The sequence below is a fragment of the Lysobacter sp. Soil_N_51 genome, assembly GCF_057655755.1.
The window spans coordinates 538,013-556,608 of sequence record NZ_JBDGLR010000002.1; the positions used below are offsets into that span (position 1 = coordinate 538,013).

Annotated in this window: 11 protein-coding genes and 1 pseudogene; 9 read left to right on the top strand and 3 right to left on the bottom strand. The window is 66.5% G+C overall.

Annotation, left to right across the window (positions count from 1 at the left end; translation table 11 throughout):
• The first annotated feature begins 4 nt into the window (after positions 1-4).
• The 4 genes from AC3A4T_RS05285 (at position 5) to AC3A4T_RS05300 (ending at position 8,659) form a co-directional block, all read left to right on the top strand.
• A complete protein-coding gene (locus AC3A4T_RS05285) occupies positions 5-685 on the top strand; it encodes an ion channel (protein ID WP_487674423.1) in 681 nt (226 codons plus the stop codon).
• 278 nt (positions 686-963) lie between these two features.
• Positions 964-3,303: a winged helix-turn-helix domain-containing protein gene (locus AC3A4T_RS05290; protein ID WP_487674424.1), complete on the top strand. Its 2,340-nt coding sequence runs from the start codon at positions 964-966 to the stop codon at positions 3,301-3,303.
• Between the two features lie 144 nt (positions 3,304-3,447).
• A complete protein-coding gene (locus AC3A4T_RS05295) occupies positions 3,448-4,353 on the top strand; it encodes a helix-turn-helix domain-containing protein (RefSeq protein ID WP_487674425.1) in 906 nt (301 codons plus the stop codon).
• A gap of 1,396 nt (positions 4,354-5,749) precedes the next feature.
• Positions 5,750-8,659 (top strand): TonB-dependent receptor plug domain-containing protein, encoded by a 2,910-nt coding sequence (locus AC3A4T_RS05300; RefSeq protein WP_487674426.1) that lies wholly within the window; start codon positions 5,750-5,752, stop codon positions 8,657-8,659.
• 243 nt (positions 8,660-8,902) lie between these two features.
• On the opposite strand, the gene ppa is transcribed toward AC3A4T_RS05300, so the two are convergent.
• Positions 8,903-9,451 carry an inorganic diphosphatase gene (gene ppa / locus AC3A4T_RS05305; protein WP_487674427.1) on the bottom strand — a complete coding sequence of 183 codons (549 nt, stop codon included), beginning with the start codon at positions 9,449-9,451 and terminating at the stop codon, positions 8,903-8,905.
• Positions 9,452-9,794: 343 nt separating this feature from the next.
• Here ppa and AC3A4T_RS05310 point away from each other — a divergent pair, with 343 nt between their 5' ends.
• From AC3A4T_RS05310 to AC3A4T_RS05330, 5 genes are all read left to right on the top strand, one after another.
• Complete coding sequence (locus AC3A4T_RS05310) at positions 9,795-10,787, top strand: sterol desaturase family protein (RefSeq protein ID WP_487674428.1); 993 nt, start codon at positions 9,795-9,797, stop codon at positions 10,785-10,787.
• On the top strand, positions 10,784-11,290 hold the full coding sequence (locus tag AC3A4T_RS05315) for a discoidin domain-containing protein (protein WP_487674429.1): 507 nt from the start codon (positions 10,784-10,786) through the stop codon (positions 11,288-11,290). Before AC3A4T_RS05310 ends, AC3A4T_RS05315 begins: the two co-directional genes overlap by 4 nt.
• A gap of 135 nt (positions 11,291-11,425) precedes the next feature.
• The gene (locus tag AC3A4T_RS05320) at positions 11,426-12,961 is read left to right on the top strand and encodes a M91 family zinc metallopeptidase (protein ID WP_487674430.1); all 1,536 of its coding nucleotides are present in this window, start codon (positions 11,426-11,428) and stop codon (positions 12,959-12,961) included.
• Positions 12,962-13,182: 221 nt separating this feature from the next.
• On the top strand, positions 13,183-14,847 hold the full coding sequence (locus tag AC3A4T_RS05325) for a M91 family zinc metallopeptidase (RefSeq protein WP_487674431.1): 1,665 nt from the start codon (positions 13,183-13,185) through the stop codon (positions 14,845-14,847).
• Positions 14,848-15,002: 155 nt separating this feature from the next.
• Entirely contained in the window at positions 15,003-15,569 is a 567-nt protein-coding gene (locus AC3A4T_RS05330) for a hypothetical protein (RefSeq protein ID WP_487674432.1), read from the top strand.
• 421 nt (positions 15,570-15,990) lie between these two features.
• Here AC3A4T_RS05330 and AC3A4T_RS05335 read toward each other — a convergent pair whose 3' ends face one another.
• Together AC3A4T_RS05335 and AC3A4T_RS05340 are read right to left on the bottom strand one after the other, a co-directional pair.
• On the bottom strand, positions 15,991-16,431 hold the full coding sequence (locus AC3A4T_RS05335; RefSeq protein WP_487674462.1) for an OmpA family protein: 441 nt from the start codon (positions 16,429-16,431) through the stop codon (positions 15,991-15,993).
• A 60-nt stretch (positions 16,432-16,491) separates the two neighbouring features.
• A pseudogene (locus tag AC3A4T_RS05340) lies at positions 16,492-18,516 on the bottom strand (sodium-translocating pyrophosphatase); the annotation flags it as partial.
• Positions 18,517-18,596 lie beyond the last annotated feature (80 nt).

Sequence of the window (18,596 nt, forward strand, 5' to 3'; positions counted from 1 at the left end):
ACCCATGCCCCAATACGCCACCCTAAAATGGCGCGTGATCGCGCGCAGGCATCCGTCCGCGTTCCTGCTCGCGGCGCAGTTGCTGAGCATGCTGGCGTATCCGCTGTTCGATCCGGTCGGCGGCGGGCGCGTGGTGTTCGGCGCGTTCGGCGTGCTGGTGCTCGCGCTGGCGGTGTGGGTGGTCAACCGCAGCCCGGCGATCAAGTGGATCGCGTGGCTGATCGCGATCCCCGCGTTCGCGCTGTCGATCCTGTCGGTGATCTACGCCAGTCCGGGCCTGCTGATCCTGTCGTCGGCGCTGGAGGCGGCGCTGTATTTCTATGCGGCCATGGCCTTGATCTGCTACATGATGAGCGACCACAAGGTCACCGCCGACGAGCTGTTCGCGGCCGGGGCGACGTTCACGCTGTTGGCCTGGGGCTTCGCCTATGCGTTCCTGGTGTGCCAGGCGTGGTATCCGGGCAGCTTCGTCGGCGCCGAACGGCCAGGCGAGCCGCGCACCTGGATCGAGCTGCTGTTCCTGAGTTTCACCAACCTGTCGGCGGTCGGCCTGGGCGATATCCTGCCGATGAGCCCGGCGGCGCGGGTGCTGACCATGTTCGAGCAGTTCGCCGGGGTCGGTTATATCGCCGCGGTGGTGTCGCGGCTGATCGGCCTGACGATTCTGCGGCATGAACGGCGCTGAAACGATGCACGGGTTTGTTACGGATAAACACGCCTGTGGCACAGACTTTTGGAACGATACGTTTCGGCGTTTTGGCGCCTGAAACGGCCCCCGCGACGTTCCGACCGATCCGGCCCCGGCCGGCGGGCGTTAGAATGGGCGGCTAAAACACTGAGCCGCGGCGCGCTTTTCCGATCGCGCCACCGCGCCGTGCCGGATTTGTCGGTTAATCATTTATGTGCCCTATGCGTTCAGGCACATGACCGGCATCGCGCCATTGCGCACCATCCACAGGATTCATGCCCCGCATCCACGACCCAGCGACCTCGCCTCTGCCCGCCGAACACCTGCGGGTAGGCGATTGCGTGGTCGATATCCCGTTGCGCGAGATTCGCGCGCCGGGCGCGCGGCGGCCGCGCCGGATCACGCCCAAGACCATGGGCGTGCTGCTGGTGCTGGTCGACCACGCCGACCGGGTGGTCAGTCGCGATGCGTTGCTGGCCGAGGTCTGGCCGGACACCTTGCCGACCGACGACGTGGTGACCCAGGCCATCACCCAACTGCGCAAGGCCTTCGACGAAGACCGCGGCAACCCGCGCTACATCGAGACCATCGCCAAGAACGGGTATCGGCTGCTGGCTCAGGTCGAGTGGCTGGTCCGCGATAACGCGCCGCGCGAGAGCGAGCCGCGCGAGAGCGAGGCCGCCTCGGCCGCCGACAGCGAAGCGCTCGCGGCCGCGGTCGTGGCGACCCCGGCGCCCGCGCCGCTCGCGCCTGTGCCGCTGCCGTTGCAGCCGCAGTCGCGCGGCACCCTGGGCTCGATGTTCGGGGTGATCGCGGCGGTGATCGTGCTGGTCGGCGGCCTGGTCTGGTGGTCGCTGGCGCGTCCGCCGCGCGCGTCCGATGCCGCCGAGCCGGCGGTCGACCCGACCCGGGTCGCCAGCACCGCCCGGCCGTACCGCCTGATCACGTCGATGCCGGGTTTCGAACTGGCGCCGACCTTGTCGCCCGACGCGGCCATGGTCGCCTACGTGGCGGTGCCCGACGGCCAGCGCGGCACCGCGATCCTGGTCCAGACCACCGACCAGACCCCGCCGCGGCAGCTGACCCGTCCCACCGGCCTGGCCGAGGACAGCGCGCCGGCGTGGTCGCCGGACGGTCGCTCGATCGCGTTCCTGCGGGTCGAGCCCGGCGTGGATTGCCAAGTGCTGATGATCGCGGCCAACGGCGGCGCCGAACGCGAGATCGGCCAATGCGACCCGCGCAGCCCGCCGACCTTCGAATGGACCCCCGACGGGCGCGGCCTGATCTTCGGCAGCATGCTGACCGCGCAGGGCATGGCCGGCATGCGCGTGCTTGATCTGGCCAGCGGCGAATGGCGCGCGGTGCCGTACCGCTCCGGCACCGGCAACCTCGATCTGTCGCCGCGGTTCTCGCCCGACGGGCGCTGGATCGTGTTCCTGCGCAACAACCCGCAAGGCGATTTCTGGCGCTTGCCGGCCGAGGGCGGCACCGCCGAGCGGATGAGCCAGCTGAGCGCCGACGTGCGCGGCTGGGACTGGCTGCCGGACAACCGCAGCATCCTGTTTGGCCGCATGATCGACGGCGATACCCGCATGTTCCGCCTCGACCTGGAAACCGGCCAGGCCCGCGACCTGGGCATCGAGTCGGCCCAGGCGCCCGCGGTCGCGGCCTCGCGGCCGGCCGCGGCCTTCGTCCAGCGCAAGCCGTACTTCGGCCTGTTCCGGGTGGTGCTCGGCGACACCTCCAAGGGCGCGGTGCACGTGGTCGACCCGCTGTTCCCGTCGTCGGCGCGCGACATGCTGCCGATGGTCGCGCCGGACGGTCGCCAGATCGTGTTCTTCTCCGACCGCTCGGGCAGCAACCATCTGTGGTGGGCCGACCTCGACCAGCCCGACTCGCTGCGCATGCTGCCGGGCGTGCAGCCGGGCACGCGCTATGCCTCATCGTGGTCGGCCGACAGCACCCGGGTCACCGTGGTCGGGCCGGATGCCGACGGCCGCAATGTGATTCACGAGATCGTCCCGGCCAGCGGCCGGGTGACGCGTCTGGCGGTGCCGGGAACCGAGCCGATCCAGGCGGTGCAACTGCCCGATCCGGACCGGCTGCTGGTCCTGGCCAGCGTCGGCGACGGCCGCCTGCGGCTGAACCTGTTCGACCGCCGGCGCTCGCCTTGGAAGCTGCTCGGCGCGATCGAGGACGTGTCCGAGGTCCGGGTCGACGGCGCCCGCAACCGGCTGCTGTTCGCCCGCCAGACCCAGACCGGCCTGTGGCAGTCCGACCTGGCGCTGACCCCGGCCAGCGTGCGTCGCATCGACGACCGCGAACCGGTCGCCGAGCGCTACCGGCTGTGGGACGTGGCCACCCAGACCGGCGAATTGCGCTACCTCGACCAGCAGCCGACCTGCCTGGCGCTGTTGCGCCGGATCGCCAGCCCGGAACTGCCGCCGTCGGTGCTGTGCCTGGACCAGAGCCGGCGCTCGGCGATCAACGGATTCAGCCTGAGCCCGCGCGGCGACACCGTATATCTGTCGCTGGCCAAGTGGGATGGTGCTGATATCGGTTACATGGACCTGCCCGAAGAGCCGAAGACCTTCGTACCGGGCTGGCTCAACTGATTGAATAAGAACGAAAAACCTCTTTCGGAAAAGCTTCGGTTGTGACGTCGTTCCGATTTCGGGTAACTCTCCGTCAAATTTCCGGCGCCGGCAGTCGTTGCGTAGGCAAATAAAAACCTCATTACTTGCAAATGAGGTGGACCAATGGAGCAAGCATTGTGGGCGGATCGTGGACAGCTGGTGCAGCTGGACGCGCAGGACCCCGCCATCCAAGCCAGTTGCGTCGGCGTCTCGCGGCTGGGCAGCGCGCAGTTGTCCGGCAGTCACTTCTCGATCTGGGTCCAACTGCGCGGCAGCTCCTGGGTCGAAGCCAAGGAAGGTAAGTTCCGCCTGAAGCGCGGCGACTGGATCGCGTTCGAACGCGACTCCAAGCCGGTCCTCCAGGCCGACCGTTACGGCGTGTGCATCGGCCTGAACCTGACCGCCGACGCGATCAAGGCCATGGCCCGTCTGGCCGACGCCAGCCTGTATGCCGGCCGTGGCCGCATGAGCCGTCACGACGCCCGCATCGCCCTGCGCCTGTGGCGCCAGGCCCATACCCGCAACGGCGAGGCCGACCTGGGCTTCGATTTCAACGCCCTGCGTCCGATCCTGCTGCATCTGGCCGGCGTCCAGCGCGAGCTGACCGCGCGCATCCAGCGTTGCCCGGGCCGCTCGCGCAGCCGCAAGCGCCAGGTGTTCGGCCGTCTGCAGCGCGCCCGCCTGTACCTGGAAGGCAACTGCGACCGGGTCGTGCGGATCAGCGAACTGGCCGAGCTGACCAGCTTCTCCAGCTGGTACTTCTCCAAGACCTTCCACAGCCTGTACGAAGAAAGCCCGCAGGCCGCTTCGGCGCGGATGCGTCTGGAGCACGCGGCCGACCTGTTGAAGAGCACCTCGATGATGGTCGGCGAAGTCGCCGCCGCCAGCGGCTTCGACAACTGCTGCAGCTTCGCCCGCGCGTTCCGCGCCCGCTTCGGCACCTCGGCGACCCGTTACCGCAGCGCGGCGGCGAACGCCAAGCTCGAAGCGGTGCGCGCGACGGCACCGTTGCACAAGCTGGCGGCTTGATTGCTGGTGGTTTGATCAGCGCGGCTGGGCTCTCGGACTTTCGGGTTCGTGAGGCTGGGGCGCTTGAGCTTTCGCCAGAGGCAGATGCTGGAGTTGCCTATCCCAGTCCTGCAGATCCAAGCGTTGTAGAACCAAACGTCTTAAAGCGAAACGTTACAAAGCAGTAGGTTGTGAATGGCTACGGCTCATGCCGCAGCAACTTCGCAATACCGGCGCCGTTGGATGGAACCGCTTCGCAGTCGCGAGGTTCCGCCGGCGCCAGACAGGCAGTTGCAGTAGACCCACGCGAGCGCGGTTGCGGCGGCACCCAAGAACAACCCGCCCTCCCCCAAGTAGGCAAGGTTCCGGCTTCATCCCACACGGCAACCCGCGTCGCGTATGACACGCCGAGGTTTCGCAAGCGCTATTGGCGCTGTGAGCCTCGGCGTTGTCGTTTGTGGGATGGGTTGGCGGTGGCTGGGTCCGGTTGGTGGTTCGTGTTTGCCGTGCGACTGCCGGTTTTTGCCATGCGACTGGCGACTATTACCCATGGCCAGGCGATCGCGCCTCTCTCCACGCCGTCATTCCCGCGAACGCGGGAATCCAGTGACTTTGATCTTCAGGGCGAGTATCTGCGGGTGGGAAATGCCTTCACCGGACCGAAAGTCACTGGATTCCCGCGTTCGCGGGAATGACGGGCTTGGGGGTGCTTGGATGCCTGCGCTTAGATGGACCCAAACGTCGAATGGACGTGGTGGAAAGCGGAAGTGGCAGCGCGCGTGATCACGCGGTCGACATTGCCGGCCACTATTCGGATGCTGCTGCTCGTAGCTGCTCGTAGCTGCGCGTAGCTGCTCGTAGCTCCGCGCGTGGAGCGCTTGAACCCGGACATGCCGCGACCGCGCACACATGGGCCGCTCCCGCCGCGCACACAAAAAATCAGCGCTTGCGCAACTTCACGGCCTCATCAACCCCGCATCCATCGTATCGCGTTGCAGCGCGCGTGCGAATCCGCGCAACACTACGCAGGAATGAACGACTGCCTAACGCAACTTGCGGGTTATCGCAAAAATTATCGCGTCGTTTAATCGCTATTTACGCTGGCGAGCGAATGCGAGCACGCGCGATGAACGCACTCGCGCGTCATCGCAAACGATCGAGTCAAATTCGGCAAAGCGCGCGACGAATTCGTCGCTCGCCACGCACACGCGTATCGCAAAATAAAAAATTATTTGCAAGTCGCAACGCGCGAATGCAACGCGATGCGTATCGACATTTCATGGCGCGTATGCAGTCCATTGCTAGGGCCGATTCGGCAAATTTTCCCGGCCCTCGCCGCAAAGCAGCAGTGACACTTCGAACGTAATTTTGCTGGGCGTTTTAACACGCTCATAACGAGATCACTGGAGAGAGATAGATGAACCATCGCAGTCTGCGCCCGACGGCGCGGTACGGCTTGCTGCCGTCCGCTATCGCTGCGGCGTTAGTGTCGGCCTTCGTCCCCGCCATCGCGGGCGCACAGGAAGCCGACGCCTCCAATCAGGCGACCACCACGCTCGATCGCATTGAAGTCACCGGTTCGCGCATTCGCCAGGCCAGCCTGGAAACCGCGCAGCCGGTCGTCACCATGTCGCGCGCCGAAATCCAGAAGCAGGGTTTCACCAGCGTCGCCGACATCGTCCAGAACATCACCGCCAGCGGCTCGCCGGCGATCTCGCGCGCCGACGCGCTGTCGTCGGGCGAAGAGGTGGGCGGTCAGTACGTCGACCTGCGCAACCTCGGCCCGCAGCGCACCCTGGTGCTGATCGACGGCAAGCGCATGGGCATCAGCTCGGCCGGTTACTCCGACCTGGCCGCGATCCCGAGCTCGATCGTCGAACGCATCGAAGTGCTGACCGACGGCGCGTCCGCGCTGTACGGCTCCGACGCCATCGCCGGCGTGATCAACATCATCACCCGCAAGCGTTTCGACGGCCTGGAAGCCAGCGCCTACCTCGGCCAGTACGGCCAGGGCGACGGCAACAAGGAGATCTACAACTTCGTCATCGGCCAGACCGGCGAGCGCGGTTCGATCACCTTGGGCGCGGAATACAGCAAGGAAGATCCGGTCCTGGCCAAGGACCGTTCGTTCACCCGTTACCCGAATGGCCCGCGCCATCCGTTCCCGACCGCCGACGACACCAACGGTTGGAGCCCGATCAACCAGTGGGGCACGCTGTTCGACGCCGCCGGTAACCCGCTGACCGCCAACCGCGGCACGACCGACACCAAGAACCCGAACAACTTCCACCCGACCGACGGCATCCTCGACCAGGCCAACGCCAACGAGCAGATGTACCTGTCGACCGGTCTGGAGCGTCGCTCGGTGTTCGCGAACGCCGAGTTCGACATCACCGACAACGTGCGCGCCAAGGCCGACGTGCTGTACACGGATCGCGAAGCGACCCAGCAGATCGCCGGCTATCCGTTCCGTTCCAACGGTTTCACCAGCCGCTACGCGGGCGACCTGCGCCTGGACGGCAACAGCGCGTTCAACCCGCTGGGCTACGACGCCGACTTCTACCGCCGCGGCTGGGAAGTGCCGCGTCAGACCAAGTCCGAGCTGACCACCTACCGCTTCAGCGGCGGCCTGGAAGGCACGTTCGAGTTCGCGGGCAAGCCGTGGGATTGGGACATCGGCTACGTCTACAACCAGAACAAGGGCGTCAAGACCCAGACCGGCAACCTGTTCCTGCCGAACGCCGAGAAGGCGCTGGGCCCGTCGTTCATCGACGCCAGCGGCGTCGCGCGCTGCGGCACCGCGGCGGCTCCGATCGCCGGCTGCCTGGCGTGGAACCCGCTGCTGGGTCCGGACGTCAACGCGCCGGGTTCGATGAACAACAAGGAACTGCAGAAGTACCTGTTCCTGCCGACCCACGACACCTCGACCACCGAAACCCAGGTCTACAGCCTCAACCTCAGCGGCGTGCTCGCCACGCTGCCGGCGGGCGACCTCGGCATCGCGGCCGGTTATGAACACCGCAAGGAATCGGCGCATTACTCGCCCGACGCGCTGCTGCAGTCCGGCCTGAGCACCAGCCTGGCCGGCAGCGAAACCGAAGGCGGCTACTCGCTCGACGAGTTCTACGTCGAACTGGCCGTGCCGTTGCTGTCGGACGTGGCCTTCGCGAAGGAACTGTCGTTCAACATCGCCGGCCGTTACTCCGACTACAACACCTTCGGCGACACCACCAACGGCAAGTTCAGCCTGAAGTGGAAGCCGATCGACGACCTGCTGATCCGCGGCACCTACGCGACGGGCTTCCGCGCCCCGACCGTGGCCGACCTGTACGGCGGCGTGGGCGAGAGCTTCGACAACTACACCGATCCGTGCGACACCGTGTTCGGCGCGGTCCGTGGCAACGCGCGTTGCGCCGCCGCGGTGCCGGTGAACTTCCGTCAGGCCGCTTCCGGCGGTTCGCCGGCGACCGGTCCGAACGCGCAGTCCAACACCGCGTTCCTGTCGGGTTCCAACCCGAACCTGATCCCGGAAACCTCCAAGTCGACCACGATCGGTTTCGTCTACAGCCCGAGCTGGGTCAGCGGCCTCGACGTCAGCCTGGACTGGTGGAAGATCAAGATCGACGACGTGATCGCGGCCGAGACCGTGACCTCGCTGTTGAACAACTGCTACGTGCTCGGCATCGACGAAGCCTGCAGCCGCTTCGTGCGCAGCACCAACCCGCGCAGCCTGGGCCAGGTCGTGGGCGTGACCCGCACCCTGATCAACGGCGGCTACCAGGAAACCGCGGGTTACGACCTGGGCATTTCCTACCGTCTGCCCGAGACCCGTTTCGGCAACTTCGCGTTCAACTGGAAGACGACCTACGTCGACTACCTGGAATACAAGCGCGACAGCGAGTCGACCACCCCGGTCGAGCAGCGCACCAGCTGGGTCGCCAACGACAGCGCCAACTTCCGCGTGCGTTCGAGCTTCAACGCGGACTGGAGCATGGGCGATTTCGGGGCGAGCTGGAACGTGCGTTACTACTCCGGTCTGAAGGAAGAGTGCGCGTACGATCTGGACGGCGGCCCGGAATGCGACATCCCGGATTACCGTTCGGCGTACAAGGGTCAGGTGGGCGTGCGTGAAGTGGGTTCGAACACCTTCCACGACATGCAGGTCCGCTACAACACCCCGTGGAATGCCACCGTGGCGGTCGGCGCGAACAACGTGTTCGACCACATCGGCCAGACCATGTACAGCCAGCCGAACAGCAGCTTCAGCTACAACGGCAGCTTCGACATCGGCCGCTTCGTGTACATGAAGTACACCCAGCGGTTCTGATCTCGAATCAGGCGGTAAGGTTGTGAACTACGGCTCCGGAAGGGGCCGTAGTTTTTTGGGGCCGGGAATGGGGAATGGGGAATCGGGAGTCGGGAATCGTAAGAGCCGGCACGCGGCGATCGGCCGGCCGCGACGCAAGCGCTCTTGCCCTTGCGATTCCCGACTCCCGATTCCCCATTCCCGATCGCAGCCCAACAAAAAGGCCGCCCATGAGGCGGCCTTTTTGTTGGGCTGCGATCAAACTCAGAAATTCGGCTTCTCGACCTCAGCCGCATACCGCTCGATCGACTCGACCAGAATCTTCTTGGCCTCTTCGGCGTTGCCCCAACCGTCGAGCTTGACCCACTTGCCCTTCTCCAGGTCCTTGTAGTGCTCGAAGAAGTGGCCGATGCGCTCGAGCCAGTGCGGGCTGACCTGATCGATGTCGTGGATGTGGCTGTAACCGGCGAACACCTTGTCGACCGGCACGGCCAGGATCTTCTCGTCGCCGCCGGCCTCGTCGACCATGCGCAGCACGCCGACCGGACGGCAGCGGATCACCGAGCCGGGGATCAGCGGCAGCGGCAGCACCACCAGCACGTCGGCCGGGTCGCCGTCGCCGCAGACGGTATGCGGGACGTAGCCGTAGTTGCACGGATAGCGCATCGGGGTCGAGAGGATGCGATCGACGAAGATCGCGCCGGAGGCTTTGTCGACCTCGTACTTGACCGGCTCGGCGTCCTTCGGGATTTCGATGATGACGTTGAGCTCGTGCGGCGGATTATTGCCGGTGGTAACGAGGTCCAGACCCATGTGTGCTCCGACTGCTGAGGCCCGCGCAGGTGCGGGCCGTGAAAGAAAGGGGTGGCGCATTCTACGCGGCCGGGTGTTGCATTGCAGCACACGCGGCCGGCGCCGCCGGGGCGGGCCGGGGCGATGCGTAAATGTCCAATCGTCGGCAAAGCCGCGCCTTCGTGCGCCGATCGGCGCCGAACCACGGGCCAGCGGCGGGACCGCGCCGGTCCGGTTCGCTCTGCGTCCAAAAGCGACAAGTCACCGTCCAATACCCGTCGGGCCCGGTTGGCGCGCGCGGCTTGCCGCTACCCGCCGACGGTGTTAATCCTGCATTTAGATCGATACAAACGCAGAGGCCGCGATGCAGTGGTGGCAGCACGTACAACACGAGGTGATCGGTTTCTTCGGCCTGGGGGCCTTGCTGAAGTTGCTGTCCGAGCAGGGCTACCGGGCGTTGCTCAGCGCCGACGGGGCCGCGGCGCTGCTGTATCCGGTGATCCCGCTGCTGCTGGTGTACGAGCTGCTGCGCACCGTGGCCGCGCGCCGGTTCAAGCTGGAGGACTACAAGCTTCCGTTCCTGACCATGCTGGCCAACCGGCTGATCTCCGCGTTCCTGACCTTCGGCGTGGTGACCCTGTGCATCGGCCTGTTCCAGCCGTATGCGCCGTTCCAGGTCGGCATCGGCGTGGTCGGGCTGATCTACGGCTATCTGGTGTGGGAGTTCGCCCACTTCGTCTACCACTTCCTCGCCCACAAGGTGCGGCTGCTGTGGTGCCTGCACTCTACCCACCACGCGCCGACCGCGATGAACCTGTCGGTCAACTACGCGCATCTGTTTCTGGAAGCGCCCTACGCCGATCTGGTGCGGACCACGATCTGCATCCTCGCCGGGGTCGAGCCGCCGCTGTTGCTGCTGATCATGTTCATCGACGGTCTGTGGGGGCAGTTCATCCATCTGGGCGAGCACGCGCTCAAGGACGGACGCCTGGGCGCGCTGCACCGGATCATCCTGACCCCGGCGCATCACCGCGTGCATCACGCGCGCAATGAGCTCTACATGGACACCAATTTCTGCAATCTGCTCAATGTCTGGGACCGCGTGTTCGGCACCTATCAGCCGCAGCGCGACGACATCCGGATCGAGTACGGCATCACCCGGCCGATGAAGCCCGGCAGCTTCCTCGATGCCTATGTCGGCGAGTTCCATGCGCTGGGGCGCGACATCGCCAAGGCGCCCGGATGGCGCAACAAACTGCTGTATCTGGTGATGCCGCCGGGCTGGAGTCACGACGGCGAACACAAGACCGCGCAGGCCAGCAAGCGCGCCTGGCTGGCGCAGCAGGGGGCGTCATGAGGCGGCGTTTCGTATCTGTCGCGATGACGCTGTGCGCGGCGTCGCTGTCGGTCGCGACGGCCACGGCCGCGGATGCGGCGCCGGTCAATTTCGCCCTGCATCGCCCGAGCACCGGCTCGGCGATCTGCAAGCCCGGCGAAGAGGCGGAGAAGGCCGTCAACGGCCTGCTCGCCAGCAAGACCCACGACAAATTCTGTTCGCTGGCGCGGCCGGCTTGGCTGCGCGTCGATCTGCAATCCGAACGCACGCTTCGCGGCTTCACCGTGAAGCATGCGCAGGCGGGCGATGAGCCGGCCTCGATGAACACCCGCGCGTTCGCGCTGTCGGTGTCGCGCGACGGATTGAACTGGCGGCAGGTGGTGAAGGTCGACGACAACGTCGAAGGCGTCAGCGTGCATCGCATCGCGCCGGTGCGTGCGCGTTACGTGCGTCTGGACATCCGCCAGCCCGCGCAGGACCCGGCCGATCCGGCCACGCGGATCTACGAGCTGGAAGCGTGGTGAGGCCGCGCGGTTGACCCTCAAGAACACCGCGCGAGAGGCCTGGGGACGACCCTAGCGTGGGGTAGGCCCTAGCTTGGACGGACTACATACCGTGGCGTATCTAAAGCCACTCGATCCCGTCAACGCAGGTCCGCCATGTCCGCTTCGCTCGACGCCGCCCGCTCCGCGACTTCCAACCCGACCGAGCAGTACTGGGACAACCCGGCTTCGACCGATCCCAACCGCACGGCCGATCCGACGTCGCCCGCCGCTCCGTTGCGGGCCATGGGCGAGCCGCAGCGCGAGGCGATCGACGACGCAGTCGCGATCAACGGCGGCGATACCAATCCGCAGCAGCGCACCCAGGGCCAGACCCCCGACGGCAAGACCATCCAGATCGACCCGCTGCACCAGGGCGCGGAAGTAACCATCGCCCGCGAGCAGACCCTGGCCGATGCCGGTCTGGGCCGCACCTACGTCAGCACCGATCAGGTCGTGCTGACCACCGGCGCCAAGAACGACGACGTGCAGATCAGCCAGCGCGACGACGGCACCCTGGATGTCGGCATCAACGGCGAGAAGTACGAGGTGCGCCTGGGCGAGAACCAGGAACTCACGATCCGCAGCGGCGCCGGCAACGACACCATCAACGTCGCCTCCAACGTGACGGTCAACATCGTCGTCGACGGCGGCGCGGGCGACGACAAGATCGCCACCGGCGCCGGCAACGACCGCATCGACGGCGGCCTGGGCAACGACGAGATCAACAGCGGCGCCGGTCGCGACGACGTGTTCGGCAACAGCGGCGACGACCGCCTCGATGCCGGCGCCGGCGACGACGTGGTTTACGGCGGCGACGGCGCGGATCGTCTGGCCGGCGGCGAAGGCGTGGATTTCCTCGAAGGCGGGCAGGGCAACGACACGCTCGAAGGCGGCGCCGGCAAGGACATGCTGTCGGGCGGCGTCGGCGATGACACCCTGCGCGGCGGCGATGGCGACGACGCGGTCTACACCGGCGCCGGCAAGGACACCATCGACAATCAGTCTGGCAACGATACGGTGTACGCGCAGACCGCGAGCGACGTGATCAACGCCGCGACCGGCGCCAAGAACACCGTGATCAATGTCGAGATCAGTTCCAGCAAGGGCGTGACCATCGAAGGTTCCGACGCGTTCAAGCAGCGCGTCGGCGCCGAGATCGATTTCCTGCGCAGCTCGCCCAACGGCCAGCAGATGCTGACCCAGTTCGATCAGGCCGCCGCGCGCGGCAACAGCGTGACGATCAAGGAACTGGCCAACGAGCAGAACGGCTACGCCCAGACCTTCAGCAACGACGCCGATATCGTGGGCGGCAAGCCCGGCGCCGGCGGCGACGTGCAGATCAGCTACAACCCGTCGTTCCACATGGACGCATTCCCGGCTCCGGTCGTCGTGCTGTACCACGAGATGTCGCATGCCTATAACGGCGTGACCGGCACCTTCCAGCCGGGCACCTACAACGGCACCGGCAAGGACAACGGCCGTGTCCCGAACGCCGAGCGTCAGGCGGTGGGCCTGGAAACCAGCGCGCCGGCCTACGACTTCGACGGCGACCCGAGCACGCCCAAGACCACGGCCAATCCCGATCATCTGACCGAGAATGGCTTGCGCGGCGAGTTGGGGCTGCCGGATCGGCCGAGCTATACGTTGTAAGGGCGGGATTGGGGATTCGGGAATCGGGAATCGACAAGCACGGCGGTGGCGGCGAGGTTTTTTGTGGGAGGGGCTTCAGCCCCGACGCTTTCGGCTCCGCCCTGGCAATCGTCCCGGCAACATGAGGCCGGCCATCGGCAACCGGTTCTGCCCATCACGCCTGGCGTGCTAATTTCCAGCAGCCGTTCCCCGGCACCCGCGTTCACACATGGAGAGTGACGGTGGCAGACGAAACCCAACGCCCCATTCCGATCGATGGCACGCATACGCCGCGATCCGGCCCGCCCGTGGTAGGCCGCACCACCGCGGACGGCAAGCCGATCCACTACGACGAGCTGTTCCGTCAAGGCGATGTCGCGATCACCCGCGAAACCACGATGGAGACCCGCCGCGACGCCAGCGGGCGCAGCGTGCTGTACCCGGGGCTCGATCAACTCGTGCTGAGCACCGGCGCGGCCAACGACAATATCCAGGTGGCCCGCGGTACCGGCGGCCGGCTCGATGTCAGCATCAACGGCACTCGCTACGACGTCGCGCTCGCGCCCGGCCAGGAACTCGCCGTGCGCAGCGGCGCCGGCAACGACGTCATCCATGCCCGGCCGGACGTCAACGTCACCATGGACGTCAACGGCGGCGCCGGTAACGACCGCATCACCACCGGCGCCGGCAACGACCGCGTCGACGGCGGCCTTGGCGACGACCGCATCTACACCGCCGGCGGCAACGACTACATCTTCGGCAACCGCGGCAACGACCGCCTCAACGGCGGCGCCGGCAATGACGTGATCTACGGCGGCGACGGCAACGATCACCTGATCGGCAATCACGGCCGCGACTTCCTCGACGGCGGCAAGGGCAACGACCTGATCCAGGGCGGCGCCGGGCGCGACATTCTCGCCGGAGGCCGCGGCAACGATCGCTTGAACGGCGGCGAGGGCGGCGACCGGCTCTACCCGGGCGCGGACCGCAACCAGATCGAAGGCCGGCAGTCGGTGGACCTGGTGCGCGACGGCCGCTCCGATCCCAACCTGGGCAGGTCGATCCGGGTCGAAGGTTCCGACGCGTTCCGCCAGCGGGTCGAGGCGGACATCGAATTCCTGCGCGGCTCGCCGAACGGCCGCCAGATGCTGACCCAGTTGGACGAGGCATCGCGCACCCGCGGCAATCAGGTGACGATCCGCGAACTGGAAAACGAGCAGAACGGCTTCGCCCGCACCACACCGTCGGGCGATGCGTCGATTCGTCCGGACGGACGCCCGGGCGCGGGCGGCGATGTGGAGGTGCGTTACAACCCCAGCTTCTTCGCCGAGCGGTTCCCGACTCCGGGCGTGGTCCTGTATCACGAGTTGTCGCACGCTTATAACGGCGTGACCGGAACCTTCCAGCCCGGCACCTACACCGGCGCCGGACCGGACGGCCCGCGCACGGTCGGCACGACCACCTACCCAGGTGTCAACAATCGCGAGCGTCAGGCCGTGGGCTTGAGCAATACCGGCACCGCCTACGATTTCGATCACAACCCCCGAACCCCGGCGACCACCGCCAACCCGTTGCCGTTGACCGAAAACGGCATGCGTCGGGAACTGGGATTCAACGATCGCCCCAGCTACCGCGCGCCGGCGACTTCGGGCCCGGCCGCGCGCACCTCGCTGCAGGACGATCCGCACGATTTCGTCGATCGCATGCTGAGCGCGTCGCAGTCCGGCAATCGCGAAGACTTCCGCAAGTTGACCCAGGCCGCCGCCAACGCCGAACCCGGCCAGGCCTTGCGTAACGAAGCGGTGGCCGGCGCCGATCGCCAGGACCAGTTCGCCGCGCAGCAACGCGAACAGCAACAGCAGGCGCAGCAACCGGACAATCCGGTGCGCGCCGGGCCGAGCCGATGACGCGCCGCTCGTTTCAGCGCGACGGCGATTCGCGGTCGGCGCCGCTTGCGCGCGTCGCGCCGTCGCGCCGTTCCCCTCTGATGACGCTCGCCCTCGCCGCGCTCGTCATATCGGGCTGCACCCAGGCCCGCACCCCTTCTCCCGCGGAGCAAACGATGACCACTGCGGCTCCTTCAGCGCCGGATGCAGCACGCACCAAGATCACCGTCCCAGGCGCCAACGGCGTCAAGCTGGACGTCGAGTTGCGCTATCAAGCGCAGGCGCGTTCGGTCGAGGTGAACTACCAATTGCATAACCCCGATGCGGCACCGCCGTTGGCGGTGTTCGATCGCGGCGACCTGCACACGGTGCAGATCGGCCGGCAGAAACTCGGCGCGATCGGCCAGCCCGGTTTCGTCACCGAAGGCACCGACGTGGAAATGCTGCACGCCGCGTTGCCGTTGCCCGACCCGGCGCCGACTTCGCCGCCGACGCCGCTCGCGATCCGGGTCGCGCCCGGTTCGACCCTGTCGGGCCAGTTCGAATCGGAGATCTGGAGCACCACCGTGCCCAAGCGCCTGCGTTGGTGCGTCGGGGTGATGCCGTTCGACGAGAAGTTCTTCGATGCGCCGGCCAAAAGCGCGGACGGGCAAGTGTGGAGCGCGCCGTTCACCGCCGCCGAGGCTCAGCAGATGCTGTGCACGCCGTGGTTCGATATCGCCAAGGGCGGGTTCGAATCCTGAGCACGGGTCGCCGCGCAAGATGACCTGGCGATCCGGAGCCATCGTGCATGGCCGATGCTCCGGACTCAATCCTTCTGAAAGCCTCGCGGCGAGACCCGAGGCTTACTTCAGCAAGTCATCGATCTCCGCGTCGCTGAACCCGATCGCGGTCTGCGCGCCGGTATCGGCCAGGATCTTCTTCGCGATCAACTCCGTGGTCGGCGCCAGCACGCTGAAGTGATCCGCGCGCGGCACTACGAAGAACTGTGCTTTCGGGTTCTTGCTGCTCTCGCGCAGCAGTTCGACCTGATCGGTGTTGGCGCAAAGAAAAAGACGACGCGAGAAAACGAAGGCGATAAAAAAACGGCGGCCGAAGCCGCCGTTTTTTCATCCTGGCGATCGTGTTTCGACCGCAGCGGCGAGATCCTCGCCGCCGGCTCGCTTACTCGACCGACACTTCCACCCGACGCGCTTCCTCGGGCTTGCCGCCGCCTTCGGTCACCGCCGGTTTGTCCAGCACGATGCGCTCGGCCGCGATGCCCTGCGACTCGAGCCACTGTTGCACCGCTTGCGCACGCTTCTTGGCCAGCTCGGCGTTGGTCGCGGCGCCGCCGGTTTCGTCGTGGAAACCGGAGATGCGCGCCTTGGCGTTGGCATCGTCCTTGAGCGCCGCGACCACGCCGGCCAGATCGGCCGATGCGTTGGCCGGCGGCGTCGACGAGCCGACCTCGAAGTAGAGCTTGGCGTTGCGCTGCGCCGCGGCCGGAGCACCACCGCCGCTTTCGGTGCCATCGGCCGTGCTAGCACCGGCCTGGGTGTCCGCCGGCTGATCCGACATCGACGCCGCGCCGGTGCCGTCCGCGGCCGGCGCGGTCATGGCCATGCTGGTGTCGTTCGCGCCGTGCGCCGCGGCCGCCGCGGTTTCGCTGGTCGCCGACACCGGCAACAACGGCACCAGCAACAAGGCGACGATGTTGATGATCTTGATCAACGGATTGATCGCCGGGCCCGCCGTGTCCTTGTACGGATCGCCGACGGTGTCGCCGGTGACCGCGGCCTTGTGCGCTTCCGAGCCCTTGCCGCCGTGATGGCCGTCCTCGATGTACTTCTTGGCGTTGTCCCAGGCGCCGCCGCCGGTGGTCATCGAAATCGCGACGAAGATGCCGGTGACGATGGTACCGATCAACAGACCACCGAGCGCCTTCGGCCCGAGCAACAGGCCGACCACCACCGGTACCGCGACCGGCAACAGCGAGGGTACGATCATTTCCTTGATCGCCGACTTGGTCAGCATGTCCACGGCTTTGTCGTACTGCGGCTTGCCGGTGCCGTCCATGATCCCGGGAATGTCGCGGAACTGACGGCGCACTTCCTCGACCACCGCGCCGGCCGCGCGGCCGACCGCTTCCATCGCCATCGCGCCGAACAGATACGGAATCAAGCCGCCGATCAACAGGCCGATGATGACCATGTGGTCGGACAGATCGAAGTTGAACACCACGCCCGGATGCGCGGCCTGCAGGTTGTGGGTGTAGTCGGCGAACAGCACCAGCGCGGCCAGTGCAGCCGAGCCGATCGCGTAGCCCTTGGTCACCGCCTTGGTGGTGTTGCCGACCGCATCCAGCGGATCGGTGATCGCGCGGATTTCCGGCGGCAGTTCGGCCATCTCGGCGATGCCGCCGGCGTTGTCGGTGATCGGGCCGTAAGCGTCCAGCGCCACGATCATGCCGGCCATCGACAGCATCGAGGTCGCGGCGATCGCGATGCCGTACAGGCCGGCGAGATAATGCGAACCCCAGATCGCGATGCACACCGCGATCACCGGCAGTGCGGTCGACTTCATCGACACGCCCAGGCCGGCGATGATGTTGGTGCCGTGACCGGTGGTCGAGGCCTGCGCCACGTGCTTGACCGGCGCGTACTGAGTGCCGGTGTAGTACTCGGTGATCCACACGATCGCGCCGGTCAGGATCAGGCCGATCAGCGCGCAACCGTACACGTTCAAGGCGCCGTAGCTGGCGTCGCGCATCAGCTCGGTGGTGATCGGGTAGAACGCGATCGCGGCGAGCACCGCCGAGACGATCACGCCCTTGTACAGCGCGCCCATGATCGAGCCGCCTGCCTTCACCTTGACGAAGAACGCGCCGATGATCGAAGCGATGATCGACACGCCGCCGAGCACCAGCGGATACAGCACGCCGTTGCCGCCGACCTGGCTGGCCATCAGCGAACCGAGCAGCATGGTCGCGATCACCGTCACCGCGTAGGTTTCGAACAAGTCCGCGGCCATGCCGGCGCAGTCGCCGACGTTGTCGCCGACGTTGTCGGCGATCACCGCCGGGTTGCGCGGGTCGTCCTCGGGAATGCCGGCTTCGACCTTGCCGACCAGATCCGCGCCGACGTCGGCGCCCTTGGTGAAGATGCCGCCGCCCAGGCGCGCGAAGATCGAGATCAGCGAGGAGCCGAACGCCAGACCCACCAACGCGTGCAGCGCTTTCTCGTTGCTGACCCCGAGTTTCGCCAGCACCAGCCAGTAACCGGCGACGCCGAGCAGGCCCAGGCCAACCACCAACATGCCGGTGATCGCGCCGCCGCGGAACGCGACGTCCATCGCCGCGCCGATGCCCTTGCGCGCGGCTTCGGCGGTGCGCACGTTGGCGCGCACCGACACGTTCATGCCGATGTAACCGGCCGCGCCCGACAGCACCGCGCCGATCAGAAAGCCGATCGCGGTATGCCAGTTGAGGAAGATGCCGATCAGTACGAACAACACCGCGCCGGCGATGGCGATGGTGGTGTATTGACGATTGAGATAGGCGCGTGCGCCTTCCTGGATCGCGCCGGCGATCTCCTGCATGCGTGCGTTGCCGGCGGGTTGAGCGCTGATCCAGCGCGCGGACACGATGCCATACAGGATCGCGATGACGGCGCAGCCAAGCGCCATGATCAAACCGTACTTCTCCAGCATGAACCCCTCCCCAAGGTAGAAAGTGGACATCACAGGACAACGGATCGAGTTGTAAGTCGCGAGTCGCTCGTTGGCCGATG